The 25,470-nt window shown below is 57.0% G+C and carries 24 protein-coding genes; 15 read left to right on the forward strand and 9 right to left on the reverse strand.

Features of this window, described 5'->3' with window-relative positions; genetic code table 11:
* Positions 1-279 precede the first annotated feature (279 nt).
* Positions 280-2,679: an AAA family ATPase gene (locus PV764_RS08285; RefSeq protein ID WP_421116437.1), complete on the reverse strand. Its 2,400-nt coding sequence runs from the start codon at positions 2,677-2,679 to the stop codon at positions 280-282.
* A gap of 188 nt (positions 2,680-2,867) precedes the next feature.
* Here PV764_RS08285 and PV764_RS08290 point away from each other — a divergent pair, with 188 nt between their 5' ends.
* Complete coding sequence (locus PV764_RS08290) at positions 2,868-4,304, forward strand: IS1182 family transposase (protein WP_421116438.1); 1,437 nt, start codon at positions 2,868-2,870, stop codon at positions 4,302-4,304.
* 721 nt (positions 4,305-5,025) lie between these two features.
* Here PV764_RS08290 and PV764_RS08295 read toward each other — a convergent pair.
* Positions 5,026-6,033 carry an integron integrase gene (locus PV764_RS08295; RefSeq protein WP_421116439.1) on the reverse strand — a complete coding sequence of 336 codons (1,008 nt, stop codon included), beginning with the start codon at positions 6,031-6,033 and terminating at the stop codon, positions 5,026-5,028.
* A gap of 167 nt (positions 6,034-6,200) precedes the next feature.
* Here PV764_RS08295 and aadB (PV764_RS08300) point away from each other — a divergent pair, with 167 nt between their 5' ends.
* The 14 genes from aadB (PV764_RS08300) to PV764_RS08365 all read left to right on the forward strand — a co-directional run bounded on the left by aadB (PV764_RS08300) (position 6,201) and on the right by PV764_RS08365 (position 16,863).
* Complete coding sequence (gene aadB, locus PV764_RS08300) at positions 6,201-6,734, forward strand: aminoglycoside nucleotidyltransferase ANT(2'')-Ia (protein ID WP_000381802.1); 534 nt, start codon at positions 6,201-6,203, stop codon at positions 6,732-6,734.
* 58 nt (positions 6,735-6,792) lie between these two features.
* A complete protein-coding gene (gene aac(6')-29, locus PV764_RS08305) occupies positions 6,793-7,194 on the forward strand; it encodes an aminoglycoside 6'-N-acetyltransferase AAC(6')-29 (RefSeq protein ID WP_312827949.1) in 402 nt (133 codons plus the stop codon).
* Between the two features lie 214 nt (positions 7,195-7,408).
* The gene (gene qac / locus PV764_RS08310; protein WP_015059047.1) at positions 7,409-7,741 is read left to right on the forward strand and encodes a quaternary ammonium compound efflux SMR transporter QacL; all 333 of its coding nucleotides are present in this window, start codon (positions 7,409-7,411) and stop codon (positions 7,739-7,741) included.
* Positions 7,742-7,812: 71 nt separating this feature from the next.
* Positions 7,813-8,136: a HEAT repeat domain-containing protein gene (locus PV764_RS08315; RefSeq protein WP_421116440.1), complete on the forward strand. Its 324-nt coding sequence runs from the start codon at positions 7,813-7,815 to the stop codon at positions 8,134-8,136.
* 469 nt (positions 8,137-8,605) lie between these two features.
* Positions 8,606-9,451 (forward strand): AadA family aminoglycoside 3''-O-nucleotidyltransferase, encoded by an 846-nt coding sequence (locus PV764_RS08320; protein ID WP_421116441.1) that lies wholly within the window; start codon positions 8,606-8,608, stop codon positions 9,449-9,451.
* A gap of 32 nt (positions 9,452-9,483) precedes the next feature.
* Positions 9,484-10,038 (forward strand): aminoglycoside N-acetyltransferase AAC(6')-Ib4, encoded by a 555-nt coding sequence (locus PV764_RS08325; RefSeq protein WP_003159191.1) that lies wholly within the window; start codon positions 9,484-9,486, stop codon positions 10,036-10,038.
* Positions 10,039-10,107: 69 nt separating this feature from the next.
* The gene (gene aadB / locus PV764_RS08330) at positions 10,108-10,641 is read left to right on the forward strand and encodes an aminoglycoside nucleotidyltransferase ANT(2'')-Ia (protein WP_000381802.1); all 534 of its coding nucleotides are present in this window, start codon (positions 10,108-10,110) and stop codon (positions 10,639-10,641) included.
* 864 nt (positions 10,642-11,505) lie between these two features.
* Positions 11,506-11,916, forward strand: a complete 411-nt coding sequence (locus tag PV764_RS08335; protein WP_421116442.1) for a hypothetical protein — start codon at positions 11,506-11,508, stop codon at positions 11,914-11,916.
* A gap of 90 nt (positions 11,917-12,006) precedes the next feature.
* Positions 12,007-12,456, forward strand: coding sequence for a hypothetical protein (locus tag PV764_RS08340; RefSeq protein ID WP_421116443.1), 450 nt, complete (start codon positions 12,007-12,009; stop codon positions 12,454-12,456).
* 88 nt (positions 12,457-12,544) lie between these two features.
* Positions 12,545-12,877: an excalibur calcium-binding domain-containing protein gene (locus tag PV764_RS08345; RefSeq protein ID WP_421116444.1), complete on the forward strand. Its 333-nt coding sequence runs from the start codon at positions 12,545-12,547 to the stop codon at positions 12,875-12,877.
* Positions 12,878-13,012: 135 nt separating this feature from the next.
* Complete coding sequence (locus PV764_RS08350) at positions 13,013-13,321, forward strand: hypothetical protein (protein WP_421116445.1); 309 nt, start codon at positions 13,013-13,015, stop codon at positions 13,319-13,321.
* 669 nt (positions 13,322-13,990) lie between these two features.
* Positions 13,991-14,299: a hypothetical protein gene (locus PV764_RS08355; protein WP_421116446.1), complete on the forward strand. Its 309-nt coding sequence runs from the start codon at positions 13,991-13,993 to the stop codon at positions 14,297-14,299.
* 630 nt (positions 14,300-14,929) lie between these two features.
* A protein-coding gene (locus PV764_RS08360) for an IS3 family transposase (RefSeq protein ID WP_421116447.1) occupies positions 14,930-16,017 on the forward strand; the annotation gives its coding sequence in 2 pieces (ribosomal slippage) (positions 14,930-15,182 and positions 15,182-16,017; 1,089 coding nt in all).
* 81 nt (positions 16,018-16,098) lie between these two features.
* Positions 16,099-16,863, forward strand: coding sequence for a hypothetical protein (locus tag PV764_RS08365; protein ID WP_421116448.1), 765 nt, complete (start codon positions 16,099-16,101; stop codon positions 16,861-16,863).
* A gap of 35 nt (positions 16,864-16,898) precedes the next feature.
* Here PV764_RS08365 and PV764_RS08370 read toward each other — a convergent pair whose 3' ends face one another.
* The 7 genes from PV764_RS08370 to PV764_RS08400 form a co-directional block, all read right to left on the reverse strand.
* Entirely contained in the window at positions 16,899-18,722 is a 1,824-nt protein-coding gene (locus tag PV764_RS08370) for an AAA family ATPase (RefSeq protein WP_421116449.1), read from the reverse strand.
* A 1-nt stretch (position 18,723) separates the two neighbouring features.
* Entirely contained in the window at positions 18,724-19,194 is a 471-nt protein-coding gene (locus PV764_RS08375; protein ID WP_421116450.1) for a hypothetical protein, read from the reverse strand.
* A complete protein-coding gene (locus tag PV764_RS08380) occupies positions 19,191-19,670 on the reverse strand; it encodes a protein kinase (protein ID WP_421116451.1) in 480 nt (159 codons plus the stop codon). Before PV764_RS08380 ends, PV764_RS08375 begins: the two co-directional genes overlap by 4 nt.
* Positions 19,660-21,681, reverse strand: coding sequence for a hypothetical protein (locus tag PV764_RS08385; protein ID WP_421116452.1), 2,022 nt, complete (start codon positions 21,679-21,681; stop codon positions 19,660-19,662). Before PV764_RS08385 ends, PV764_RS08380 begins: the two co-directional genes overlap by 11 nt.
* Positions 21,674-23,278 (reverse strand): tyrosine-type recombinase/integrase, encoded by a 1,605-nt coding sequence (locus tag PV764_RS08390; RefSeq protein WP_421116453.1) that lies wholly within the window; start codon positions 23,276-23,278, stop codon positions 21,674-21,676. The genes PV764_RS08385 and PV764_RS08390 overlap by 8 nt, the downstream gene beginning before the upstream one ends.
* 10 nt (positions 23,279-23,288) lie before the next feature.
* Positions 23,289-24,473, reverse strand: a complete 1,185-nt coding sequence (locus PV764_RS08395) for a tyrosine-type recombinase/integrase (RefSeq protein WP_421116454.1) — start codon at positions 24,471-24,473, stop codon at positions 23,289-23,291.
* Between the two features lie 188 nt (positions 24,474-24,661).
* Positions 24,662-25,195, reverse strand: a complete 534-nt coding sequence (locus PV764_RS08400; protein WP_421116455.1) for a single-stranded DNA-binding protein — start codon at positions 25,193-25,195, stop codon at positions 24,662-24,664.
* Between the last annotated feature and the right edge of the window lie 275 nt (positions 25,196-25,470).

Consider the following 25,470-nt stretch of genomic DNA (forward strand, 5'->3'; position numbering starts at 1 on the left):
TAAGTAATTCTTAGTCATAACGCGCTAGACGGCTACGGTCGCCGCAAGCCCGTTCTTGACTGCGGGCCTCCCGCCGTCGGGTGTTCAGGGCCGAGCCAGCCCCCCCCCTTGCGTGTGCCGACAGGTCGTGATCACGGGACCAATGGAGCCTGATCATCCGCCCCGCTAAGCATCAAGCGGATCCCGATCGGCAGCTTTCGACCCAAAGCGGACAGTTGTTCTGCTTTTACTGCATTTTCCGAAGATGGCTCTGCCCACCTTCAACCCCCTGCGCGTTCTCTATGTCTGGTGCAGTCTGCTCTGAACTTGAGCCACCTGAGTCCTCGCTAACGTTGACAAGCTGTTCCAGTCGAACTTGTCACGCAAATGTGCGGACCGTTCCCAGCATGAGTCCAAGTAATCTAGGAATAACAGAGCTCGGGATAGACGATCATCGATGCTCCTAGCATCGACGATCGCACTCCTACGACTCGGCTCGGTTATGGGTGTGTCCACCACTACTGCATCCAAATAAGCGAACAGCGCGGCCAGTTTCTTTCTCGAGTACGCGCCAGCAGACGTTATTCTCATTCGGTCGCCACCTTCTCCCTTCAGGCCCTCAGGAGAAGACAAGAGACTGTGCTCAAAAGCACGTCTAAGGTGTGCCAGAGATTGTTCCACAGTGAATCCACAAGTCTGCAGGTAGGAAAGTACCGCGCCTCGTTCGACGAATCCATGCAATCCGCCGACCTGCCCGGCGCGTTCAACATAGTCTAAAAGGACCAGCAGCGCGAAGTGCTCAGCTGGCGTATTGCTCGATAGATCGTATATGTTGAGGATCGGTGAATCTGTAGGGTCGTAATGCTCCCCATTCTTATGGATCACTGCGCGCAAAAATTCATGAAGCGGAAGGGAGTATTTTCCAGAGCGCTCCATAATCGACAGAATTTTTTCACTATCAACATGCCCACTTCCGACGAACCAACCCACGTAATTCAACGCCTCGCGCACATTACCCGCGCACATGTTGTCGATGAACTCTATAACTTCAGTTTGAGATTCAAACGCTTGGATCAACATTTCCAGATAGCGCTCGACGTTCCTGGAAGATAGGCTTACACCAGCGGGCATTCCGGGCAGGCTCCCAGATCTCTTCAATGTGCTCAGGGCGAACTCGAGTCGCTTCCTTATTACTAAATCGATCCTTGGGGGCTCTATCGTGAAGACGCGCGGTTGGTAAGCCGCAATCGCGCCTCTCGTGCGCGAGAGCGCAAAAGTTTCAGGTCTAAGCGCGACGAAGGCGGACACGGGCCAGTGGGCTGCCATGCTCGTTGCAATTAGGAATACCTGTTCTTGAAATTGAGGGGGGCGCTGATCAACGTTGTCGAGAAAGACGACTATCTGTCTCTTGTGCCCCTTCGAGATGTGCTCAAGCGATAATCTGAGGTGCTCCTCATCTTTATCTATGAGCTTCTCAAGAAATTCAATCTCCTTTTGTCGAAATGCAGACTCATCCGACTTCTTTAGATCCGAATAAATGCCCTTAGAAAAATCAGCAAGACGCTGATTGTAAACGCCACGCACAAACTGCCGCTCATAGATGTCTAAGTCCATGTCCTCACGCAATTGCCTAATGATTTCGGAGGAAGTGAAGGCGTTGAGATCGTCTGCAACAGCCGGCCTGGTTCCGTAGTCAACATAAATCACGTGAGAACGCCCCAACTCTTCTTTTGCCTCGTTCTTTATAAGGTTGCGAATGAAGGTGGTTTTCCCAACTCCAACATCGCCAACCAAAAGAATTGGGCGCCTACTTAGAGAGGCTGCAATTGCATCTTTGGTCAATTGAGGATTTAGGCCCTTCTTTGTAGTCGCAGGAGAAGCGGCCACGCCTGCCTGACCTTCAAAAAACGTCGTGTACCTTGACTGAAGCAATTCTTTGCTGACGAGAGCATACTGAGATAGTGCACCGCTTTGGCAGTATGCATGCTTTAGAAAGTCTTCTTCTAGAGATGGATCATTGATGATATCGTCAAAAAAAAGCCCTCCGAAAATTTGCAGTTCCGTTGCTATCGGATTTCTGTTCTTGAATCCTGGATAGTCAGGCAGCCTCGCGGCGAGCTTTACTGGCGGCGGGGGCAATGCGTCTTTTGACAATAAATTAGTGAGGTTTCGTTCCTTTATACCCTCCGGGGTGAAAAGGTCCCATGCCTCTCTGAAACGTTCGTGCAAATCGCTAAGGTTTGAATAACAAAGGCATCTGCCCCTGTGTGACGCGACGCCATCTATCCGTGAACCCAAAAAGAATATCCACTGATCGCCATTGGTAACTGCAGCGTATGGAATACTGCGTTCCTGGCAATATCCGATTGCTTGCTCGATAGCCGCTAAGAGCTCCTTATTTCCATCTGTTAACGTCTGTATTTTCGTCGGCCCGCTTGGCGTTCCAAGTGGCAGGGAGAATCCGACATCCCCTCGCTTAGCCTCGACGAGTAGAGCTACAGGAGTCCCGCACTCGTAATCGGTGAAGTCTCCACGATCGTGCTTTTCTACCGAGACGTTCGAACGGTCCCAACCCAATACGTCAGTGAGGATTAAATCTATAAGCTGGAAGCGTGCAGTTGCTTCGTTGTAATTTCCTAAATCTCTCGGCGTGTCTAAGAGAAGTGCCAACCTCTCTTTACAAGCTTCGTAAGTGTTCATCGTTGCGCTCCGTCACTACTTTGAGGTCACTCAAGCACATATTCCATGTGCTTTCCGGTTAGCGTTCGTGCAACCATCATAGGGCAGCCTCATGCTAGGAGAATGAGGTACGACCGCTTTTGGCCGAGGCTGTGTGAAAACCCTGCCTCCACTGGCATGATCTGAGCACCGGTCGATGGGTGCTCTGCATGAAGCGATTTGTGGATGGCGTTGATCGTTCCCAGGGGCTTCTTCTCCCTGATCGGCTGGAAGACTACGTCCACGAAGACAACCCGGTGCGGGTGGTCGATGCCTTCGTCGAAGCGCTCGACCTGAGCGCGCTGGGCTTCGAGGCGGTCAATCGCGGGGCTGGTGGCCGTCCTGCCTATCACCCCGCCGCGCTGCTCAAGATCTACATTTACGGTTACCTCAATCGCATCCAGTCCAGCCGGCGCCTGGAACGGGAGGCGCAACGGAACCTGGAGCTGATCTGGCTGACCGGTCGACTGGCGCCGGACTTCAAGACCATCGCCGACTTCCGCAAGGACAACGGCGGCGCGATCACAGCCGTGTGCAGTCGGTTCGTCGCGCTGTGCCGGAACATGAAGGTCTTCTCGCACGCGATCGTGGCGATTGACGGCAGCAAGCTCAAGGCAGTGAACAGTCGAGATCGCAACTTCACCGTCGGCAAGATCAAGGGGCGCCGGAAGCAACTGGAGGACAGCGTTGCTCGCTATCTAGCCGAGCTGGACCGGTCAGATCGCGATCCCACTTTGTTGCCAGAGGGCCGCGTTCCCCAGCTGAGAGACAAGCTGGCCAAGCTGCATGCGCAGATGGAGAAGCTCGACGAGATTGAAAAGCAGCTTGAGGCCACCCCCGATCACCAGATCTCGCTGACGGATCCCGACGCGAGATCAATGACCTCAAGTGGCCGTGGCACGGGCACGGTGGGCTACAACGTCCAGGCGGCGGTCGACGCCAAGCACCACCTGATCGTGGCATACGACGTGACAAACGACGGTCACGACCGTGCGCAACTCTCACGCATGGCGATGAAGGCCAAGGACGCCCTTGGCGCCGAGCATATGACGGCGCTGGCGGACCGTGGTTACTTCAGTGCCCCGGAGATCCTGGCGTGCGAGGAGGCAGGCGTCATCCCGTTGGTACCCAAGCCTCTGACATCCAACGCCAAGGCCGAAGGCCGGTTCGACAAACGCGATTTCGTCTACGACGAAGCCGCTGATGAGTACGAATGTCCGGCGGGCGAACGGGCGATCCACCGCTTTACGACAGAGGAGAAAGGGCTGACCTTGCACAAGTACTGGTCCTCCGCCTGCCCCCGCTGCCCAATCCGGAAGAAGTGCACGACTGCCAGCTACAGGCGTATCGGACGATGGGAGCACGAGCATGTGCTCGAACGAATGCAGATGCTGCTGGATGCCAGGCCGCAAACAGCGGTGGTGCGAAGGCAGACGGTGGAACATGTCTTCGGCACGCTGAAATCATGGCTCGGCACGACGCCGTTGCTGACGAAGACGCTACCGAAGGTCAAAACGGAGATCAGCCTGGCAGTTCTGGCCTACAACATGAAGCGGATGATCAAGATCATGGGCACCGAGGGCATGGTGCGGGCCATCGCAGCCTGAGCATCAAGTTCTTTTACTGCAGCGCTGGTTGCTCAAACTGGCTGCATCGTCGTCGGCAGCACCGCGCCCGGGAGTTTTTACACAGCCTCGGCCGAAACCGGACACACACGGTGCGACCCCACGCGTCTCAATTGGCAGAAGGCTGGAGTTCGAAGAGTGATTCCGCACCCGCCAAACACTGAAGCAGCTGTCCTGCGCTAAGCAGTCTGGCGTCGGCAGCCGCGCCATCCCTGACGCGGCCCGCAGCGGCTGGATGACCTGGACTCCTGTCCGGTGCCGCACGTTGCCGACCTCTGCAGGCTAGTCAGAGGCTACTCCTAGAGCGATCGGTGGTTGCCCCACGGCCGCGTAGGAAAACACACTACGTGGCCATCCGATCGCGTCAACAGGGACGAGATGGCGTTGTATGGTAATCCCCCCGCCCATTAGCTGACGCCAGAAGTGGAATTTTCTCGTACGCTTTTCCTAGGAGGTTCCATGAAGAAGTCCCGCTTCACCGACAGCCAGCGTAAGCTCCCCCGGCAAGCGTCACTGTCGGAGATCTCGGGATCAAGCTTACGGTCGACCGCAGTGATGGCTGACTGATTCTCCAGGCCCCGGTGCGGGGTTGCACGTGCGCGGGCACCCGCACTCGTTGATGCCGACATCGCCACCCGCGATCTGCCCTTCGCTGCCGGGATGCGCGATCGCTGGCGCGGCACGGGAGCATGGCGCCACCGCATTACCCCCGATCCAGCGGGCTGCAGACGCCGTTGGGGCCGCGGTTGAGGACGTGCGTGTAGATCTGGGTGGTGGCCACGTCCTTGTGGCCCAGCAGTTCCTGGATGGTGCGGATGTCGTAGCCGGATTCCAGCAGGTGGGTGGCAAAGGAATGTCGCAGCGTATGCGCGGACACCGGTTTGTCCACGCCTGCCCCGCGGGCCGCGCGCTTGAGCGCACGCGCCAGCATGCCGTCGTCCACGTGGTGGCGGCGCTCCGCGTCGTCGCGCGGGTCCAGCGACCGATGCAGCGCAGGGAACACGAACTGCCAGCCGAACTCGCGCGGGGCATTGGGGTACTTGCGCGCCAGCGCATGCGGCAACCAGACCGCGCCGTAGCCGGCCGCCACGTCCTGCGCATGCAATGCCCGCGCGCGCTCGACCTCCAGCCGCAACGCCGGCACCAGCGCCCGCGGCAGGACCGTGCGCCGGTCCTTGGCACCCTTGCCGTCGCGCACCGTGATGTCCCCGCGCTCGAAATCCAGGTCCTTGACCCGCAGGCGCAGCATCTCCAGCAGCCGCATCCCGGTGCCGTACAGCAGGCTCGCCATCAACCAGGGGCGCCCCTCCAGCTGCGCCAGCAACCGCTCCACCTCCGCCCGCGACAGCACCACCGGGAGCTTGCGCTGGCGCTTGGCCCGCACCACGCTTTCCATCCACGCCAGCTCCATCCCCAGCACCTCGCGGTACAGGAACAGCAGCGCCGACAACGCCTGGTTCTGCGTGCTCGGCGCGACCCGCCCCTCCACCGCCAGCGCGGTGAGGAAGGCCTGCACCTCCGCGGCGCCCATCGTGCGCGGATGCCGACGCCCATGATGCACCACGAACCGGCGCACCCAGCCCAGGTACGCCTGCTCGGTCCGCAGGCTGTAGTGCCGCACCCGCAACTGCCGGCGCATCTCCTGCAGCAGCCCGCGGCCGCCTCCCCCTGCACCCGCCTGCAACGCCGGCGTTTCCGAGCGATATTCCATATCCGCGCACCTGCACCCGTATGGCAGGGAGTGTGCGGGTCGCTACGCGCCCGGAAGCTCGGCCAACTCCTTGATTACGGGTGGGGTTTTTCCTTGACTACCCTTCGGGGAGCGGCCACTATCGGGTCCATACTTCCCTTTGTGGAAGCTACTAGGTGTTAGGCCGCATGGACACAACGCAGGTCACATTGATACACAAAATTCTAGCTGCGGCAGATGAGCGAAATCTGCCGCTCTGGATCGGTGGGGGCTGGGCGATCGATGCACGGCTAGGGCGTGTAACACGCAAGCACGATGATATTGATCTGACGTTTCCCGGCGAGAGGCGCGGCGAGCTCGAGGCAATAGTTGAAATGCTCGGCGGGCGCGTCATGGAGGAGTTGGACTATGGATTCTTAGCGGAGATCGGGGATGAGTTACTTGACTGCGAACCTGCTTGGTGGGCAGACGAAGCGTATGAAATCGCGGAGGCTCCGCAGGGCTCGTGCCCAGAGGCGGCTGAGGGCGTCATCGCCGGGCGGCCAGTCCGTTGTAACAGCTGGGAGGCGATCATCTGGGATTACTTTTACTATGCCGATGAAGTACCACCAGTGGACTGGCCTACAAAGCACATAGAGTCCTACAGGCTCGCATGCACCTCACTCGGGGCGGAAAAGGTTGAGGTCTTGCGTGCCGCTTTCAGGTCGCGATATGCGGCCTAACAATTCGTCCAAGCCGACGCCGCTTCGCGGCGCGGCTTAACTCAGGTGTTAGACGGCTTTGAGCGTTTCGATCTTACCTGTGAAAGAACAAGACGCTGCCGACTGGCTAGCGCTGCGGAATCTTCTTTGGCTAGCGGATGATCACGCCTCGGAGATTGAGCAGTACTTCTCTGGTGGACTTGAGGAGCCTGTAGAAGTGCTCATCGCACGTGATGCTACCGGCGCGGCTGTTGGGCATGTCGAACTCTCGATAAGACATGACTTGGAAGAACTCCAAGGAATCAAGACCGGCTACATCGAAGGCCTTTATGTGGCCCCAAGCCATCGATCAACAGACCTTGTGAAGCGTTTCTTGCGTGAGTCCGAGAAGTGGGCCCTAGAACAAGGGTGCAGCGCATTTGCCTCAGACAGAAGTGATCGGGTCATCACGCACCGCAAGTTCGCAGGCAGCGCCGTCTAACAACTCGTTCAAGCCGAACCCGCTTCGCTCCGGCAACGGCGTGGCAGGTTAAGCTTGCCACGCCGCCGCCTCCACTATACGGGTCGGCTTAACTCAGGCGTTAGATGCCAGATTTGGCGTTGCGTATGCTCACAGAAAATCGACAGCCGCAAGACTGTTTTTGGCAACTCATAGCCACCACTATTTATCCTTCATACCGTAGAGGAGATTGCACGTGAAGAACTGGCTCTTTCTAGCTATTGCAATATTTGGTGAGGTCGTCGCAACTTCCGCACTGAAGTCCAGCCATGGATTCACCAAGTTAGTTCCTTCTGTTGTAGTTGTGGCTGGCTACGGGCTTGCGTTCTATTTCCTCTCTCTCGCAATCAAGTCCATCCCGGTCGGCATTGCTTATGCTGTTTGGGCTGGCCTCGGCATCGTACTTGTGGCAGCTATCGCTTGGATCTTCCATGGCCAGAAACTAGACTTGTGGGCGTTCGTTGGCATGGGACTTATCGTTAGTGGTGTCGCCGTTCTAAATCTGCTATCCAAGGTCAGCGCACATTGATCGGGCTGGCATCTAACAATTCATTCAAGCCGACGCCGCTTCGCGGCGCGGCTTAATTCAGGTGTTAGGCCATGAACCCAACAGACTCGCAAGTTGAAGAGTGGCTGTCTCAGATTCTCGATAGAGACCCTCATACCTTTGAAAATGCATACTGGGGAAACCGTCCAGATTCAAAAAAAGTAGTGCCGCGACTTATCGAGTTGCTTCCCACAGTCCACGACGCATACACTCGCGGAAAGATTCTTGAATTACTCGGCGAATCCGGTGACCCCTCTGTGGCCGCTGTGATTTCCCTCGACTTAGATCACCCTGATCAAGAAGTTCGGAAATGGGCTGGACTCGCGCTTTCTGCACTAGACAAAGGCACCCATTGGCAGCAGAAAGAGTGGCAATAATCATGGCCTAACAATTCGTTCAAGCCGACGCCGCTTCGTGGCCCGGCCTTTTGTGCTAGCTTCTAGCACAACGCCGTGCCACTACGCAGCGCGGCTTAACTCAGGCGTTAGGCGGCATGGTCAAGTTCGCATGCACATCCTGCAAAGCCACAGTCGACACAGATCGAGATCTTGTGCGTGTTCCCAGTGTGGATGCAGGGCAGCGCATTGGTCGCATGACCACTGAGTACAAGTGTTCAGGCTGCGGAGCCTTCTATGCTCTGCGGTTTCGGGTCTTGGGTGTCTTTGCATACATCGCGGCAGTACCAGTCCTTATTCTGGCGTTGGCGTCGTATGCTCCAGAGTTGGCGGCAAAGACCGGGGAGTGGCTGGGGCGCGTTTCTTACCGACCCATCCAGACATTGCCGCCTAACAATTCGTTCAAGCCGACGCCGCTTCGCGGCGCGGCTTAACTCAGGTGTTAGACATCATGAGCAACGCAGTGCCCGCCGAGATTTCGGTACAGCTATCACAGGCACTCAACGTCATCGAGCATCATCTGGGATCGACGTTGCTGGCCGTGCATTTGTACGGCTCTGCACTCGACGGTGGCCTGAAGCCATGCAGTGATATTGATTTGCTGGTTACTGTGACTGCACAGCTCGATGAGACTGTGCGGCAGGCTCTGTTCGTAGATTTCCTGGAAGTTTCCGCTTCTCCCGGCCAAAGTGAAGCTCTCCGTGCCTTGGAAGTTACCATCGTCGTGTACGGCGATGTTGTTCCTTGGCGTTATCCAGCCAGACGGGAACTGCAATTCGGGGAGTGGCAGCGCAAGGACATTCTTGCGGGCATCTTCGAGCCCGCGACAACCGATGCTGATCTGGCTATTCTGCTAACTAAAGCAAGGCAACACAGCCTTGCCTTGGCAGGTTCGGCCGCGGAAGATTTCTTCAACCCAGTCCCGGAAAGCGATCTATTCAAAGCACTGGCCGACACCTTGAAACTATGGAACTCACAACCGGATTGGGCAGGCGACGAGCGGAATGTAGTGCTTACTTTGTCTCGCATTTGGTACAGCGCAGCAACCGGCAAGATCGCGCCGAAGGATGTAGCTGCCAACTGGGTAATGGAACGCCTGCCCGTCCAACATCAGCCCGTGCTGCTTGAAGCCCAGCAGGCTTACCTTGGACAAGGGATGGATTGCTTGGCCTCACGCGCTGATCAGTTGACTGCGTTCATTTACTTTGTGAAGCACGAAGCCGCCAGTCTGCTCGGCTCCACGCCAATGATGTCTAACAGTTCATTCAAGCCGACGCCGCTTCGCGGCGCGGCTTAATTCAGGTGTTAGGCATCACAAAGTACAGCATCGTGACCAACAGCAACGATTCCGTCACACTGCGCCTCATGACTGAGCATGACCTTGCGATGCTCTATGAGTGGCTAAATCGATCTCATATCGTCGAGTGGTGGGGCGGAGAAGAAGCACGCCCGACACTTGCTGACGTACAGGAACAGTACTTGCCAAGCGTTTTAGCGCAAGAGTCCGTCACTCCATACATTGCAATGCTGAATGGAGAGCCGATTGGGTATGCCCAGTCGTACGTTGCTCTTGGAAGCGGGGACGGATGGTGGGAAGAAGAAACCGATCCAGGAGTACGCGGAATAGACCAGTCACTGGCGAATGCATCACAACTGGGCAAAGGCTTGGGAACCAAGCTGGTTCGAGCACTGGTTGAGTTGCTGTTCAATGATCCCGAGGTCACCAAGATCCAAACGGACCCGTCGCCGAGCAACTTGCGAGCGATCCGATGCTACGAGAAAGCGGGGTTTGAGAGGCAAGGTACCGTAACCACCCCAGATGGTCCAGCCGTGTACATGGTTCAAACACGCCAGGCATTCGAGCGAACACGCAGTGATGCCTAACCCTTCCATCGAGGGGGACGTCCAAGGGCTGGCGCCCTTGGCCGCCCCTCATGTCAAACGTTAGGCCGCATGGACACAACGCAGGTCACATTGATACACAAAATTCTAGCTGCGGCAGATGAGCGAAATCTGCCGCTCTGGATCGGTGGGGGCTGGGCGATCGATGCACGGCTAGGGCGTGTAACACGCAAGCACGATGATATTGATCTGACGTTTCCCGGCGAGAGGCGCGGCGAGCTCGAGGCAATAGTTGAAATGCTCGGCGGGCGCGTCATGGAGGAGTTGGACTATGGATTCTTAGCGGAGATCGGGGATGAGTTACTTGACTGCGAACCTGCTTGGTGGGCAGACGAAGCGTATGAAATCGCGGAGGCTCCGCAGGGCTCGTGCCCAGAGGCGGCTGAGGGCGTCATCGCCGGGCGGCCAGTCCGTTGTAACAGCTGGGAGGCGATCATCTGGGATTACTTTTACTATGCCGATGAAGTACCACCAGTGGACTGGCCTACAAAGCACATAGAGTCCTACAGGCTCGCATGCACCTCACTCGGGGCGGAAAAGGTTGAGGTCTTGCGTGCCGCTTTCAGGTCGCGATATGCGGCCTAACAATTCGTCCAAGCCGACGCCGCTTCGCGGCGCGGCTTAACTCAGGTGTTAGGAGGCACACGAATGTTCTCTCTAATCCTAGGCTTCGCACTTGCAGCTTCTTCTGGCTCTACGGCTGATTACGCTTGCGTAGCCGAGCGGCTCAGGCCGTTCGTCTCGCCTGCGGGCACTCGCCAAGCGTGGCCACGCGCACCGCAACTCCCTTCGCACCTTGCTGACGATCCTGGCGCGCTAATCGCAGACCAAGGCAGCTACGAGGATGGGTACTCCCATTGGGTGATTGTTGATCGGGCTGTGCCGGCTGCGTACGTGGTGCGCCGTGGCGGCTTCGCAGGCCAACAGATCGTCTTTGGCCCACTGCCCGTTGCAAGCTGCGCGCAGGTGCCTCCTAACAATTCATTCAAGCCGACGCCGCTTCGCGGCGCGGCTTAACTCAGGTGTTAGGTCGCTAAGAGCTGTTTGCGCTGTGGCACTCTCGCGGCGCAGGTTTTTTTGTCCAGCGGTGATCAGGTCGCGCTTCCGTGACTCGGCCGCTGCGCGCCAGACGTCCACGCTGCACTTCTGCATCTCGCATGATCTCGCGGCGCTGTCGCTGCGCTTCAGGGTTCACTGGTGACACGCTTGGCGCTTGTAGGTTCTGGTGGCTGCCTCGTAACGCGCTTCCTCGTTCGGCCCGCCGTCTCCCACAGCACTCTCGGGTTGCGCCCTGGCGTCAGCGCTCCGTGTGCTTCGAGCAACTTCGGGTAGGATCGAGGCGTGCGCTCCGCGCTCGGGCGTCATCGCTTCGCCAGGCTTGGCGCCCTAACAAATCGTTCAAGCCGACGCCGCTTCGCGGCGCGGCTTAACTCAGGTGTTAGGGCGCAGATGAAACGACTCGGCTACTGCATCCTGTTCGTCGCGATCTCGGGCTGCGCTGCCGTTCTGGGAGGCGGCGAGCCGTTTCTGCCGCTGCTTAATCCGCCGCCACCGGGCCAGGAAGAGGTATACCTTACTGCTGCGCTGGGGGGTGTCCCTGTCATTGAGCGCGGATGTGTCCGCATTGCCAGCCCTGCCGGCGATCGCAGCCGAACTGTGCTCTGGCATCGAGGCACGGAGCTCGGCAAAGACTCTCAGGGCTACTACCTGCTCAACGCCAGAACTGGAACCCGCTACCGCTTCGGCACCGTCATTGCCTTTGGCGGCGGCGAAATGCCGGCAGACTGGGCCGCGCAGAGCTACCCTGAAGCCGTGCGGCGCTGCGGGCCTCCGTACGCCTCAGGGTGGCTCCCCAAGTGAGTAAGCTGCGCCCTAACAATTCGTCCAAGCCGACGCCGCTTCGCGGCGCGGCTTAACTCAGGTGTTAGGCGGCAAAGGTAGGATTGCGCAATGCGTATGTTCAAACTGCTGTTCGCGGCCGCTACCGCCTGCGTCTTTGGGGTAGGGTGCAGTACGCCGTCAGTACAAACCGCGGTAGAGCCAACCGCGCTCGAGAGCCAGCTCGTCGGCGCACTTGTTGTCGCCGCGGAACGAGAAGGCCAACTGACCAAGGTCCTCTTAACTCCCAATCTGTCGCCTGGCATCAAGAGTGCAGCGGCGGCTATGCGGCCTGCTGTCCTAGTGGCGTCCGGGGAGATTGAAGGGTTGAGAAAGGGTGAACTTCTGGTGCAAAGCGCAACGCTGGGCGAGTCTCATGCAACCATCGAAGCGCGCCTCGGCCCCGTTCCGCCACCCAAACCGAACACTGCACGCCTGGCGTGTGGTACTGGCTTAACGGTCACCTTCAACAAGGTAGGCGGCGAGTGGCAGCAAGGCGATCTACAACTTCTCAATTGCTAGCAGCCCGCGTGCCGCCTAACAATTCGTCCAAGCCGACGCCGCTTCGCGGCGCGGCTTAACTCAGGTGTTAGGGCGCACGGAGAGAGTCATGCGATTCGCAATTCTCGCAACGCTAATCTGGGCGCTACCGTTCACCGCCAGCGCTCATGGCGGTGGCCTAAACAAGGATGGCTGCCACACCAATCGCAAGACAGGCCACTACCACTGTCACCGCGGTCCACCTCCAGCTACCCTCGCCTCGCAGCCCGGCGTCACTCGGTTCTCGGCTAATTCCGCAGGTTCAACGCGTCGCGCCTTCGCAAACTGTGCTGAGGCGCGAGCCGCTGGTGCTGCTCCAGTGCGTCGTGGTGATCCTGGCTACGGTCCGCACTTGGACCGAGACAATGACGGCATTGGCTGTGAGCCTTACAAGGGCAAGTAGAGTGCGCCCTAACAATTCATTCAAGCCGACGCCGCTTCGCGGCGCGGCTTAAGTCAGGTGTTAGGCTGTGAACTACTGAACATCTCGTTTGTCCAATCCGCGCGCATCTAGCGTGCATATCCACCGGAGGTCTGTATGTTGTCAGTTCTGCTCTCGTTGGTACTTGTGGCCGCTGAACCTGTTTCTGCTTCGATCGATCAACGGCCGCCCATGCCCGCGACGAAAACGAGTGATGTCGCGGCGTCTATAAATGCAATTCTCAAGGCCAAGACCGGCGAGATATCGGACGTCACTGACGGTAGTTGGTTAGTCCTCTTAGGGGATGAGAAGATCAATCCAGAAGGATTGTCCGCTATAAATCTAGAAAAAGTGACCTCGATTGACGTTCTCACCCGACCTAACGGGGCGTTCCAAGGAACAGTTGTGCTGTCTATTTCAGAATAGCCAGGCTTCACAGCCTAACAATTCATTCAAGCCGACGCCGCTTCGCGGCGCGGCTTAATTCAGGCGTTAGACCTGTCTTTGGCCGTTCAGGAGTTCGGAATGCCAGTCAAGCAAATCCGTCGATTGGTTGTTCTTACCCTCGCGATCGTTGCGTCCACAACGGCTTGCACTCCAAGCACTGACGAGCCAAGGCCATCGCCCCAAGTAGCTAGTGCAGAAGATTCGTCTGTACCAAAGAAAGCATTGACCAGCGCTTGCTCCAAAATGGATGCCCACGCTATCAACGCACCTCCCGGACTTATCCACATGGGAGACGTAGGGCAGATTGCGTTTTTCGGATACGCACAATCACTTCTCTGTTCGGAGCCAGGAGCAAACGGTGTTGGGGAGTGCGAGATCACAAGCGATAAGCCCATCAAGGTTGTCAGTGCATCAGAAACGTACTGGCTTAAACCGAGTGTTGCACTGCTTCCAAGCAGGCTCTGGTACGGACCTGACGGTTTACGTTGTGAAGCGCTTGTCAGTGATTCAAGCTGACAGGTCTAACAATTCATTCAAGCCGACGCCGCTTCGCGGCGCGGCTTAATTCAGGTGTTAGGCTGTGAACTACTGAACATCTCGTTTGTCCAATCCGCGCGCATCTAGCGTGCATATCCACCGGAGGTCTGTATGTGGTCAGTTCTGCTCTCGTTGGTACTTGTGGCCGCTGAACCTGTTTCTGCTTCGATCGATCAACGGCCGCCCATGCCCGCGACGAAAACGAGTGATGTCGCGGCGTCTATAAATGCAATTCTCAAGGCCAAGACCGGCGAGATATCGGACGTCACTGACGGTAGTTGGTTAGTCCTCTTAGGGGATGAGAAGATCAATCCAGAAGGATTGTCCGCTATAAATCTAGAAAAAGTGACCTCGATTGACGTTCTCACCCGACCTAACGGGGCGTTCCAAGGAACAGTTGTGCTGTCTATTTCAGAATAGCCAGGCTTCACAGCCTAACAATTCATTCAAGCCGAACCCGCTTCGCGGGTCGGCTTAACTCAGGTGTTAGGGCGCAGATGCAGCGTTTGACGCAAGCCGGCATTCTTCTACTCCTGCTTCCAGCCTGCCAAGCGCCGCCGCAGCCTCCCGCGCGGCAAGGGTCCGGCGTGTTCCTGCCGCTCACCACGGCGCCCCCTGCCGGCGTAACGGAATCAAGCGCCACCGCATCGCTTACCGGCAGGCTCGTAGTTGCTGGCGGCTGTGTCCGCGCGGAAGACCTTGAGACAGGCGAACCTACGACGGTGCTCTGGCACCACGATACTCAGCTAGTTCAGACCCGCTCCGGGTATTCACTTGTCAATCGGCGCACCGGCGTGACCCGACCCATCGGTGAAGTTGTTCAGTTCGGGGGTGGCGGGATCCGCCGCGATGCTGTGGAACGGGAGTATGCGGAGATAGCCCGGCGCTGCGGCGGTCCCTACGCTACCGGCTGGCTGTCGGGGTAACGTAAGCTGCGCCCTAACAATTCGTCCAAGCCGACGCCGCTTCGCGGCGCGGCTTGGTAATCCCCCCGCCCATTAGCTGACGCCAGAAGTGGAATTTTCTCGTACGCTTTTCCGAGGAGGTTCCATGAAGAAGTACCGCTTCACCGACAGCCAGATCATCGCCGTGCTCAAGCAGGCCGAGGCCGGCACGCCCGTGCCGGAGCTGTGCCGCGAACACGGCATCAGCTCGGCGACGTTCTACAAGTGGCGCAGCAAGTTCGGTGGCATGGACGCGTCGCTGATGTCCCAGCTCAAGGAACTGCAGGACGAGAACCGGCGCCTGAAGAAGATGTACGCCGAGGCACAGCTCAGTGCCGACCTGCTGAAGGAGACGATGTCAAAAAAATGGTGAGGCCATCTCAACGCCGGGAGATGCCCCGATCGGCGGTGGAAGGCGGACACACGAGCATCCGGCATGCCTGCCAGACTTTCGAGGTGAGCGAGACCTGCTACCGGTATCAGGCGAAGGCGTGCGAGGAGAACGCGCGGATCGCAGACTGGCTGGTGCGGCTGACGACGGCGTATCGCGATTGGGGCTTCGGCCTGTGCTTCCTGCATCTGCGCAACGTCAAGGGCTTTGGCTGGAACCACAAGCGGGTCTACCGGATCTACCGCGAGCTGGAGTTGAACCTGCGGATCAAGCCGAAGAAGCGCCTGGTACGCGAGCGACCCGAGCCGCTGGCGGTGCCCGATGCGATCAACGAGGTCTGGTCGATGGACTTCATGCACGACCAGCTGAGTGACGGGCGCAGCTTCCGGCTGTTCAACGTGCTCGACGACTTCAACCGCGAAGGACTGGCGATCGACGTCGACCTGTCGCTGCCGTCGGTGCGGGTGATCCGGTCGCTAGAGCAGATCATCGAATGGCGCGGCAAGCCAAAGGTGATCCGTTGCGACAACGGCCCTGAATACATCAGTGGCGCCTTGCTGGGTTGGGCGGAGCGACATGGCATCCGGATCGAGCACATCCAGCCGGGCAAGCCCCAGCAGAACGCCTACGTCGAACGCTACAACCGCACCGTGCGCTACGCCTGGCTCGCCCGCACCCTGTTCGACTCGATCGAGCAGGTGCAGGACCAGGCGACCCGCTGGCTATGGACGTACAACCACGAGCGCCCCAACATGGCGCTTGGCGGCATCACCCCGATGCAGAAACTGGCACTTGCCGCTTAGCTCCACTTTTGCTGTCCGCTAAAAACGGGGGGATTACCTACTGAGGCACGCAAAGCTAGCGAACCTATCCATGTCGGAACCATGAACGACGTCCAAGCATTCTCCGCTGTCGCAGCGCGCCCGGATGCGCCGCTCATTGTCAACATCGCCCACCTTGGGGGCCGCGGTGCCCTCTATCTTCTTGCGCTGGTGCAGGGGCATCAGCTGCGGCAGCGTGTCGCGCCAACACAGGAGGCTACTGCGGCCGTTCTCTCGGTTCTCCACGCGCTCGGTGTTGTTCGTGCCGAGCATCATCCAACGCCGGCGAGCTACCTCACATTCGGAGACAAGCTTCCGTGGTCCTACACGTGGCCACATGTTCCGTTCGACGAATTAAAGAACCGCCTTGTCGACCATCTGTCCAGCGCCGGCAGGGGCACGCTATACGCGGACACCTGGCTAAGCCTCTGGCAAGAACTGATATCGGCGGAAGTAGTCGCCTACGTTCAACACCAACTACGCCTTCATCAGTTCGGCGACATCTTCCTGGCAGAACTCATGCCCCTGTTGGTGCCCAATGAGTCTCACTACAGCCTCGGCCACTGGCGATACGCTTGCTGGGCTTCTGTACGGAGCATGGCATCCGTCGCGCTCCAACACCCTGGCAATGAAGAACTCCTCAAGTACACGTTGAGAAATGAACTTCCACGCCGCTTGCAGGCTGCATTAGAGTCGCCCGATGGGAAGCTTTGTTTCTCGCCGCCATACTCGGTACCCACTTGTGCGTTGTCCACAGCACTTTCAAGCGTCGCCACCAACTTAGGCGACAGCTATTGGAAATCACCACCTACCCTACGGCTGCTGTAAATCAAGGGCCAATGAGGAACCCAGTTAAGTCACTTCTACCCACTTAGGTGGAACAGCCGATCCTGTCTCTGTTCATAGACGGATTCCAACTTGACTGCTTGAATGATCGCAGCAGCATCATCCGTAACCACGATACAACGCTCTTTGCAGCGACTCAGTGCGGTGTAGATGAGCGAACGTTCCAAGAGGCGACATCTGGGAAGCACTGCAATTACGGTATCCCATTCCGCGCCTTGTGCACGGTGAACCGTCAGCGCGTACCCGAGCTCCACAATGGAGTCGTACTCTCCTCTAGTACATACGACATCACCGTCATCCGTGCCCACACAAAGGTACGGAACAAATGGCCTGCTCTCGCCATCCGAGAGAACGTCCTTCACCACGCCTTGCAATCCATTGACGACATGGCGACCAGAATCTAGAAGGGCGTTTTTCGTAAAGACAACAGGAGTCCCGGGAATCGGGTCCGCTGTCATCCTACGTGATCGATGAAGAACCCGATTCAAGGCACCTGCACCGGCGCGCGATCTGCTCAAAGCAGAGACCACCTGTGCGTCGCCGTCAAAAATGGCATATAGCCGGGAAACAATCCGCTGGATGTGGTCGACAGAACACTCGACTACGAATATCCCGTCGCGCCGCGAACTCATCCAGTCAAAATCCGGCAAGCTTCGGAGCTTGCCGCTTCGCACCTTCTCCAGAACGGCGGGAATGACTGCATCCGTTTGCCGAAATACACGTTCAAGCTCTTGAACTGGAGCGCTACCGTGGAAAACGAAGCTGTGTAGCAGTCGTCCTGGACCGATACTCGGCAGTTGGGCCACATCACCGCATAGCACCAGCCGAGCATCCTCAGGCATCTTTCTCAGCAATCGGCGAAAGTCGAGCAGGTCGACCATGCCAAATTCATCAACGATCACCACCGCCCCTGAAAGGGCGTCTTTGTTGAGGCATAGCAACGCTCTTGCCAGTGTCATCGCAGGATATCCCGTCGTGACTTCAAGTCGTTTTGCGGTCCGAGCCGCCAATGCTAGAAGCACAGGGCGCTCTCCGAGCGCCGCACAAGCGGCGCATATTGCCCGCACCGTGTGGGTTTTCCCTGTACCGGCCGCCCCATGAAACACGCTAACCTGACTGCATACCGCATTTCGCAACGCCATGCGCTGCTGATCAGATAAGCCGTCCGCGAATTGTTCGAGCCACTCCTCTGATGCCTCTCTCGTTTCTCGGCGCTTTGATACCCACTCTTCGACGAACCTTTCCGAGTAATACGCTCCCGGCACTTGATAGCCATCGCCAAACTTCAGCAAGGCTCCTGCGGACTCCGCCAAGGCGATTGCGACATGTGCTTTTTCAGCATCAGAGCCAAGCAAGACTGACACCCCGGCCCTCAGCTCCGTCTCTGCAATCCAGGTGCTCTGGCTACCTTCCAATGCCGCATAAGCTGCAGCCTCCGCACTTGCTACCAGGCGAATCGACGCACCTTCGTCGATCCCAATCCTGAGAGAGAGACAGTCGACTTCCCTCCAATCCAAGAAGGCAAGTAGCCGATACGGATTGGCATTGATGCGCTTGACCGCCTCCTGACCCCAAACTTTGAAAGCGATATCTGCAATTTCGCAACCAACACCGAGCTGCTGTAACCAATCAGTTAATTCGCGCTTTGCGGCATACGAACGCCAGCCCTGCATCACCAGTTCGGCCTTGCGCTCAGTAACGACCACCGAGAGTGCGCGCGCATCCTGCTTTTCCAGCACGGCAGATAGTAAAACACCGAAGTGCCGCTCCAACTTCCGGGCAGTCGCTTCACCCACCCCGGGAAACAGCGGCCCAGACAAGATGCTATGAAGCGCGCTCATCCTAAAGATGCAACGTTCGCAGGCTGGTTTCGCAGTGCGCCTCGAAAGCATCGCGGCGTAACTTCATCGCCTCAATCTGGGCTTCCATGAGGGCACACCGTTCTTTGTATGACTTCTCCCTTCGGATAGCGTTGCTTAACTCCTTTTCTAGATCTTCGATGCGACGTCGAAATCTTCGTTCATCTTTCAAAATGGTTGCACCACTCGACTCCCCACTTTCTTGCACTGAAGGCAGGGGGCTTTTCACCAGATGCTCCGCCAGCATCGCATCCATTCGTGCGAGAACAGGAGCGCATTTAGAACTTAGCAATCGTTTTCGGTCGAATCGTGAAAAACCACGCGAGCGCATTGCACGCTCCAAGCCGGACCGACTTAACGAACTAGCAGTCATCGGCCATAGCTCAATTGGCACTTCCGTCATGAAGTCTGTTAGTGCGTCGGCATAAATGTCGCGCTGCGCAGTACTCTTCATTCGTTATCCGGGTATGGACTTGGAATTTCTTTATCAAAAGGCCTGAGAATCTTTGCCGTTTCTCTCTCGGTTGGAGCAGGCGTTCCAGCCGGCTTGTCGACCTGGTGAACCTGCAGGCCAGACATACGGATGTGGAAAGCAATGCGCTGCCAGCGCTCCCGCCACAGCCCTTCACGACGAACATGCTCTGAAATCTCTCTCTCAAGGCGTTCAACCGTGCTCTTTAGAGCCGATATCTCAGCGTCCTTCTCTGCCTTGCTCTTCGCTTTGCCACCACTAAGTGCTTCCTTCGCCAGCGCATAAGCCGCCTTGATGCTCTTCTTCTGATTCAGTGTCTGGCGCGAGAATCCGAATGCGTCTTCCAGCTTCTCCCAGGTTAGGGTTGTCCCGCGCTGGCCTTCTGCCCATTGGTCAAGCTCAGCGATGATTTTGTGTTCATCCAGAACCGACATGCGACCATAGCGCTTACTTTTCATCTTCCGTCCCCCTGAGGTAGTCATGGGGGTCAAAGGGTGCAACCCCGTTGTCACTCAGCTGCATCTGCAGAGTTCTTAGCTTCTTTTTTGTGTGCGAAATCCAGTCACGACTCTTCCTGGGCCGGTCGCCAAGCGCACGCTTCTCCGCTGTCTCTAGCGCAACAGCTGCCATCGCCCACTGCCGCTTGATCTCCTCGATACGACCAGGGTCTGACTTCGCCCAAACGAGATCGTCACATTCAGCGCTACATTGAAGATGACGCTCGCAAGGAACTTGACTGAAGTCATGAATGCAAACCCCGGGGCCAACATCATGGACCGCCCGGACTCTTGCCTCCAGGTAAGCGTCATGCAACTCAATGGGGATCTTCTTGAGAGACTCCCTGATTAGCCCGTTCGCATTGCCATCGCGCAGCGCTTGCCGGACCTCAAGCACTCGTTTGGCACGGCTTGTATGCTGATACGCCTTGGTGTCCCGGGGGTTATTTCGCCCAAACCAATCGGTCTGGAGAAGCTCTGGCACCCCGCCCTCATCAAGCAGTGTGTTGATCGTGTGTCTGAACGCGTGCGATGTGAAGTCGATCTTGGCTCCAATTTCTGGCGCAAACTCCTTGGCGAGCTGTGGCAGCGCCCTCTGGATAAACTTGTCAAGCATCACGTGGCTATAACTGTTCGCTAGCCAGAACATCCTCGCCGCATCCGATCCACCAAGATACATGTGCTGGCAAATGAGCATGTCCTCGAGATAAAGCTCAGCGCCGAACTGGTCAATGTGAATCGGTTTAATCAACCGTTCTTGAAAATCGCGTGCGCAGTACTCACGGATCCCAGTTACAGTCGTCACCCATCGGACTGCTCCAGATTCTTTTTGCTCGGATGCCGGGTCTATCCATGCCAACCCATTCTTCCTAAGCCAGCCGTTCGTTTGAAATAGCGCCCCCGATAAGCCGAGCCCTTCTAGGTCCTCAATTCCAAGCTGTGCAGACTCGTCCACCGAGTCCAAGAAACTCAGATCCGGTCCAGACAGTTGGCGCATCCTCGCTGCGGTATCTCGTGGCCCCGAACAGAGGTCTGTTAACTCTTCTACTGCGGCAACCACTATTTGCGCCATCTCGGTCGCAAGCCAGACCTTCCGGAAAGGTGTAAATGTTCGACCTTTAGAGGCTTTCCCTTGGAAGTAGCGAAGCGCTACTTCGCCTGTTGGCTTTACCTCTAAGCACTTCAATGGCAACCCACAGACCTCGGAGAAGCGTCTACCTGTGGCAGCGAGGACGGATAGGATAAGGATCGGAAGCCGGTACCGATGCTCTCTTGGCACTCTTTGATACAGAGCACCAAGTAGCTGATACGTCTCCACGCTCGCCATCTTTTCCGAACTTGTGATCAAAGCTTCAGGAGCGTCGAGCCGAACAATTTCCAAGCCACCCGCATTGGGTGGCCTCTTCATTCTTGCGTACTTGAAATTCAGAGGGATCTTTGCCAGTCCGTTTGAATCCACGTGCGCCGCAAATTCGCCCACTGCCTTGTGGAGGTTGTAGGCACTCCCTTCCTTATAATCCTTAGCGATCTCGTCACAAGCACGATTGAGGTGTTCTTCGGTCAATTGAAACAGGTCAGAGCCATTGGCAGCCTTCTCCACGTACGAGACTGCAGTTATGAAGCTCCTTTGATTCTCGATCGACTGTGAGTTTCGATGGTAGCGAAGCACAACCAACGCTTTTGCTAACGTGTTGAAATCACCTCCTATTGGCTGGCCACCAATTTGCTTTTGCCCTGAGAAGGAAAGCACTGCGGTATTTCGATTTTTCCCAACACGGTACAACAGCCCTGGAGAAGAAATACTCCAGTCATCCTTCTCCCAAAGATCAAAGGTGATGTGATCACGAAGTCCCTCTGCTAAGACACGAAGACTTGCGAGATTCTTCTTTCGATCACGCTCAAGATTTGACAAGAAGGTAACGACCTTAGACCGTCTCTCTTTTCGACCATCGAACCCTCCTCCGTCACTCATGTGATTTCTCTGCGCCGACGTGACATAGCTCGACTACCTGCGCGACAGCAAAGATAACGTCATCCAGCTGGACCCCAAGCCTACCGTCCTCATACTTCTGCAGCCGCTCCTCGCGATCGAGCAACATGCAATCAAGCACGTGCTGGTGATCGGCATGCCGAAGCGGCCTGAACTTCTCGCACAAGTAACAACTGAAGGGTGGATCCAAATGGCATAGAGATCTTTTCCCGCAGACTCCAATCTCTTCCTGGTCCGTTGGATCGGTCTGACTGACATACAGGATCCGCTTGTCTTCCAATCGTCCATTGGGATCCTCTTCCGGATTGTCGATCACTTTCCCAATGAAGAAGTTCAACATTCCAGAAAATCTTTTGGCTACCGCAGCATCCAACTGCCTGACAATTCGATGCTTCGCATCAAAGTAGACACGAACGTGCTGTGTGTCCGAATGATCAAGAAGATTTGCCAGCTCTTTCCTGCTTATCCCTTCTTCAGCCAACCCTGTTCCAAATGTGTACCGAAGCCTACGTGGGGTTACTGCCATTAGCTCATTGGTGAGCGGCGACACAATTCCGAGCCTTTCCACGAATGACTTCAAGAGTTCGTTCATACGCGAGGATCCGCATCTGGCCGCTCGGTCAACCAGCGCCTTTGGAACTGGCTTGGTAGCCCCAATAGGCCTTCGAAACAGCGGCCTGAACGAAGCCTCGATCTCTCCTTCAGTTGTAAGCACTGTCACAGGCTCACTGCGGTTCGCTCCCTTCAGAGCAGACACATGCCTCGCCAGGACGTTATCCAACGGAACGTCGCGCAGCTCGTCCCTCGGGCTCAGCTGCCTCTTCTTGATTCTGGGAACCTTCAAGACATAGCACGCTGGAACATCCGGGATTCCCTCCGTCAGATTCACCAGATCCCTTTCTTCCAGGAAGGCGAAATTGGCGGGGTTCCTGCCAATTGCGATGCACAGGGCCACGGCTGCCCTCTGTTCAATATGATCAAACGCCTGACTCTTGTCTCGATCCAACGCGTGAGTGAGCAGCGGCAGCTCGAGCGTTCTATCCAATGGTCCCCGCTCGGGATCGTCCGAACGAACGGCCTCGCCCTTCGGATCTCCGGGAATCGCCATCCGATCAAGCTCATCAGCATAATCAGGCTGAAACCCTAGCTCCGGGAAGCGATCAGCACACCAGACATACCAGCGAACAATTCGATAGATTCTCCAAAGCTTTTGCCGGGAGCGGAGGTCTTTTATTGCGTCACTTACGGACTTAGCTAGCGCCCTGCTCAGCTCGCCCATGTCGTTTGCCGCCTTCAATCTCGGCCTAATCAGCTCGCAGAAGGTAGAGAAAAATCCGGCAGCGTCTCCCGTTGAGGCTATTTGCATGCGGTGCATCGCGTATCTTTTGCACGCCCACGCGATGCGCGGATCAACTACTCGCGAGAATTTCAGGCGAACAACACGATAAGTGCATGCGACAACCCATTCGTCAGAGGACGAATCGACCTCCACCCCCTCTCTAGTAAAGAATCGATCTGGTATGTCAGCCAACCCAAGCTGATCAATTTGCTCCTGCAGCGCCGACGCACTCGAACTCATGAAGCGCTCCCTAGAACGGAATCTGATTCTGATCTACTTGAGTCACAAGGAACCCCTGATATTTGACCAGCGCAGAGTTAGCGCGCTCCAGAATTTCCCGCTCTATGTACACGTTTTGCGAAGCAAGGCTGGAATCTCCACGCAGCAGCGCCAACGCTTGTGCACGACGATTCTCATCCATACCCGCACTCCTTAAAGCCTTCTCCATGGACTCTGAGAATGTATGCCTGAGTGAGTGGGGACTGAAGTTTTCTGGAACCGCCCCTTCTAGCTCTTTGCGGAGTTCAACGCAGATGGCGTACAACCTTGAAATGGAGAGAGGATCGCCTTCATCACTCACTATCAGATACGGCGTGTCTAGATTGCTTTGTTCCAGCAGTGTTTCTCGATGCACCATGATGTATTCGTCAATGAAGTGCGCAAGCACTGGATCTAATGGGAGTATGCGCGGAAGCCTCTTCACCCTGGGCCGTGGTTTCCTCCGATCAGCAGCGTCGGGCGGCCTGAGACGCACATCGACACTGGGAATCGCACCAAACGTTATGTCTTGAACCTGCAAAGACAGCAACTCTCCACGCCTGAAGCCGCACAGAAGCATGAGCATGATGGCGACGAAATTCCGACTCTTGGTCGCCAATGTTCTTCCGAGCCCTTTGAACCTTGGATGTAAAAACTCGGCAAGCGCGGCTTGTTGATCTGCCGTTAGCGCTTTTGCGGAACTTTTCTTTGAAACGGGCTGACCGACTACGCGCTGAGTCAGCCAATCGTTAACCAAACCCCTTATCTCAACTATTCGATCAGTCCTGCGATCGTCTGCAGCGTGCCTCGCAACACATTCGCCGCAAATCCACTTTATGTACGCGTTGCATGTGTCGAGTCTTTGATTGAAGACACTATTGCCTACACGCTTCTTCGCGTCTTTCGAGTTCTTCCGCAGCGCCTCGATGAGCCCGGAGGTCACTTCTGCCTCAGTGAAGCCCTGCCCACCTTCTATCCGCTGGCGGATATCGATCCCGTTGCTTTCCGCCCAGCCATACAGCGGCACCAACTCAGACAAGAGTCGACTCTGCGTAGTCGGCGCAAGCGACCTGCGTCCGATGAGCCACTCGTTTGGATCGGGAATCGGTAATCCGTCACCGTCCAGCAGCATTGGCATCTCATGACCAGCTGGATGAACGATCGAAACGATCCGCATACACGCCTCCCTCCGCCGCCTAACTTTACATCAGCCGTTACAACTATTTTTACCCCGTGATGGGCAGTAAAAAGCCGTCTCCATCTTTACAGACGGAGGCGGCTCACATGAGGCATTCAAGCCCTTATTTTTCAGGTCAAGCTCGCACTTGATCGGAGTATAACTTTACAAATGCAATTTTATAACCTTTAGAACGGAATATCGTCATCAGCGAAGTCGTCCATCGGCGGCGCCGACTGCTGCGGAGCCTGCTGCTGCGGGCGCTGCTGGCCGTAGCCACCACCACCACCGCCACGCTGACCACCACCACCGCCGCCACCACCGTACTCCTGGCGCGGAGCCTGCTGGCGCTGCGGACGTTCGCCGCCGCCACCGCCACCGCCGCCTTCACGGCCGCCGAGCATCTGCATTTCATCGGCGATGATGTCGGTGGAGTACTTCTCCACGCCATCCTGGCCGGTGTACTTGTCGTAACGCAGGCTGCCTTCGACGTAGACCGAGCTGCCCTTGCGCAGGTACTCACCAGCGATCTCGCCGAGCTTGCCGAAGAACACCACGCGGTGCCATTCGGTACGCTCCTGCTGGTTGCCATCCTTGTCCTTGCGGACGCTGGTGGTGGCCAGGCTGATGCGGGTGATCGCCATACCGCCCTGGGTGTACTTCACGTCCGGGTCGTTGCCGAGGTTGCCGACCAGGATGACTTTATTGATGCCGCGCGCCATAGGGTTGCTCTTCCGTTGTCCGAGGGCAGGCCGCAGTCATATCACAGCCCCGGGCGGGGTGCAGATCTGCCGGGCCGCCCTTGGGAGAATTGGGGGGATCCAGATTGCACCATCTTATCATCGCCGCCGTCCCCGACCCTGTCGGAATTCCGGCCGGGAACGACCGGAAACCTGCTCGAGCCATATGCCGCAACGGTGACGGCGGTTCAGTCCCCGCGCCGCAGGCCGCTGGCCGCCAGCCCGAGGGACCTCCCGGCCCCGCCATCACGGCGCAT

It is taken from the genome of Stenotrophomonas sp. AS1 (assembly GCF_048957655.1).
Lineage (GTDB): Bacteria > Pseudomonadota > Gammaproteobacteria > Xanthomonadales > Xanthomonadaceae > Stenotrophomonas > Stenotrophomonas bentonitica_A.

Coding starts and splice junctions, on each gene's coding strand:
- PV764_RS08285 (WP_421116437.1), bottom strand. CDS start 2,679: ATGAACACTTACGAAGCTTGTAAAGAGAGGTTGGCACTTCTCTTAGAC.
- PV764_RS08290 (WP_421116438.1), top strand. CDS start 2,868: ATGAAGCGATTTGTGGATGGCGTTGATCGTTCCCAGGGGCTTCTTCTC.
- PV764_RS08295 (WP_421116439.1), bottom strand. CDS start 6,033: ATGGAATATCGCTCGGAAACGCCGGCGTTGCAGGCGGGTGCAGGGGGA.
- aadB (WP_000381802.1), top strand. CDS start 6,201: ATGGACACAACGCAGGTCACATTGATACACAAAATTCTAGCTGCGGCA.
- PV764_RS08315 (WP_421116440.1), top strand. CDS start 7,813: ATGAACCCAACAGACTCGCAAGTTGAAGAGTGGCTGTCTCAGATTCTC.
- PV764_RS08320 (WP_421116441.1), top strand. CDS start 8,606: ATGAGCAACGCAGTGCCCGCCGAGATTTCGGTACAGCTATCACAGGCA.
- aadB (WP_000381802.1), top strand. CDS start 10,108: ATGGACACAACGCAGGTCACATTGATACACAAAATTCTAGCTGCGGCA.
- PV764_RS08335 (WP_421116442.1), top strand. CDS start 11,506: ATGAAACGACTCGGCTACTGCATCCTGTTCGTCGCGATCTCGGGCTGC.
- PV764_RS08340 (WP_421116443.1), top strand. CDS start 12,007: ATGCGTATGTTCAAACTGCTGTTCGCGGCCGCTACCGCCTGCGTCTTT.
- PV764_RS08345 (WP_421116444.1), top strand. CDS start 12,545: ATGCGATTCGCAATTCTCGCAACGCTAATCTGGGCGCTACCGTTCACC.
- PV764_RS08350 (WP_421116445.1), top strand. CDS start 13,013: ATGTTGTCAGTTCTGCTCTCGTTGGTACTTGTGGCCGCTGAACCTGTT.
- PV764_RS08355 (WP_421116446.1), top strand. CDS start 13,991: ATGTGGTCAGTTCTGCTCTCGTTGGTACTTGTGGCCGCTGAACCTGTT.
- PV764_RS08365 (WP_421116448.1), top strand. CDS start 16,099: ATGAACGACGTCCAAGCATTCTCCGCTGTCGCAGCGCGCCCGGATGCG.
- PV764_RS08370 (WP_421116449.1), bottom strand. CDS start 18,722: ATGAGCGCGCTTCATAGCATCTTGTCTGGGCCGCTGTTTCCCGGGGTG.
- PV764_RS08375 (WP_421116450.1), bottom strand. CDS start 19,194: ATGAAGAGTACTGCGCAGCGCGACATTTATGCCGACGCACTAACAGAC.
- PV764_RS08380 (WP_421116451.1), bottom strand. CDS start 19,670: ATGAAAAGTAAGCGCTATGGTCGCATGTCGGTTCTGGATGAACACAAA.
- PV764_RS08385 (WP_421116452.1), bottom strand. CDS start 21,681: ATGAGTGACGGAGGAGGGTTCGATGGTCGAAAAGAGAGACGGTCTAAG.
- PV764_RS08390 (WP_421116453.1), bottom strand. CDS start 23,278: ATGAGTTCGAGTGCGTCGGCGCTGCAGGAGCAAATTGATCAGCTTGGG.
- PV764_RS08395 (WP_421116454.1), bottom strand. CDS start 24,473: ATGCGGATCGTTTCGATCGTTCATCCAGCTGGTCATGAGATGCCAATG.
- PV764_RS08400 (WP_421116455.1), bottom strand. CDS start 25,195: ATGGCGCGCGGCATCAATAAAGTCATCCTGGTCGGCAACCTCGGCAAC.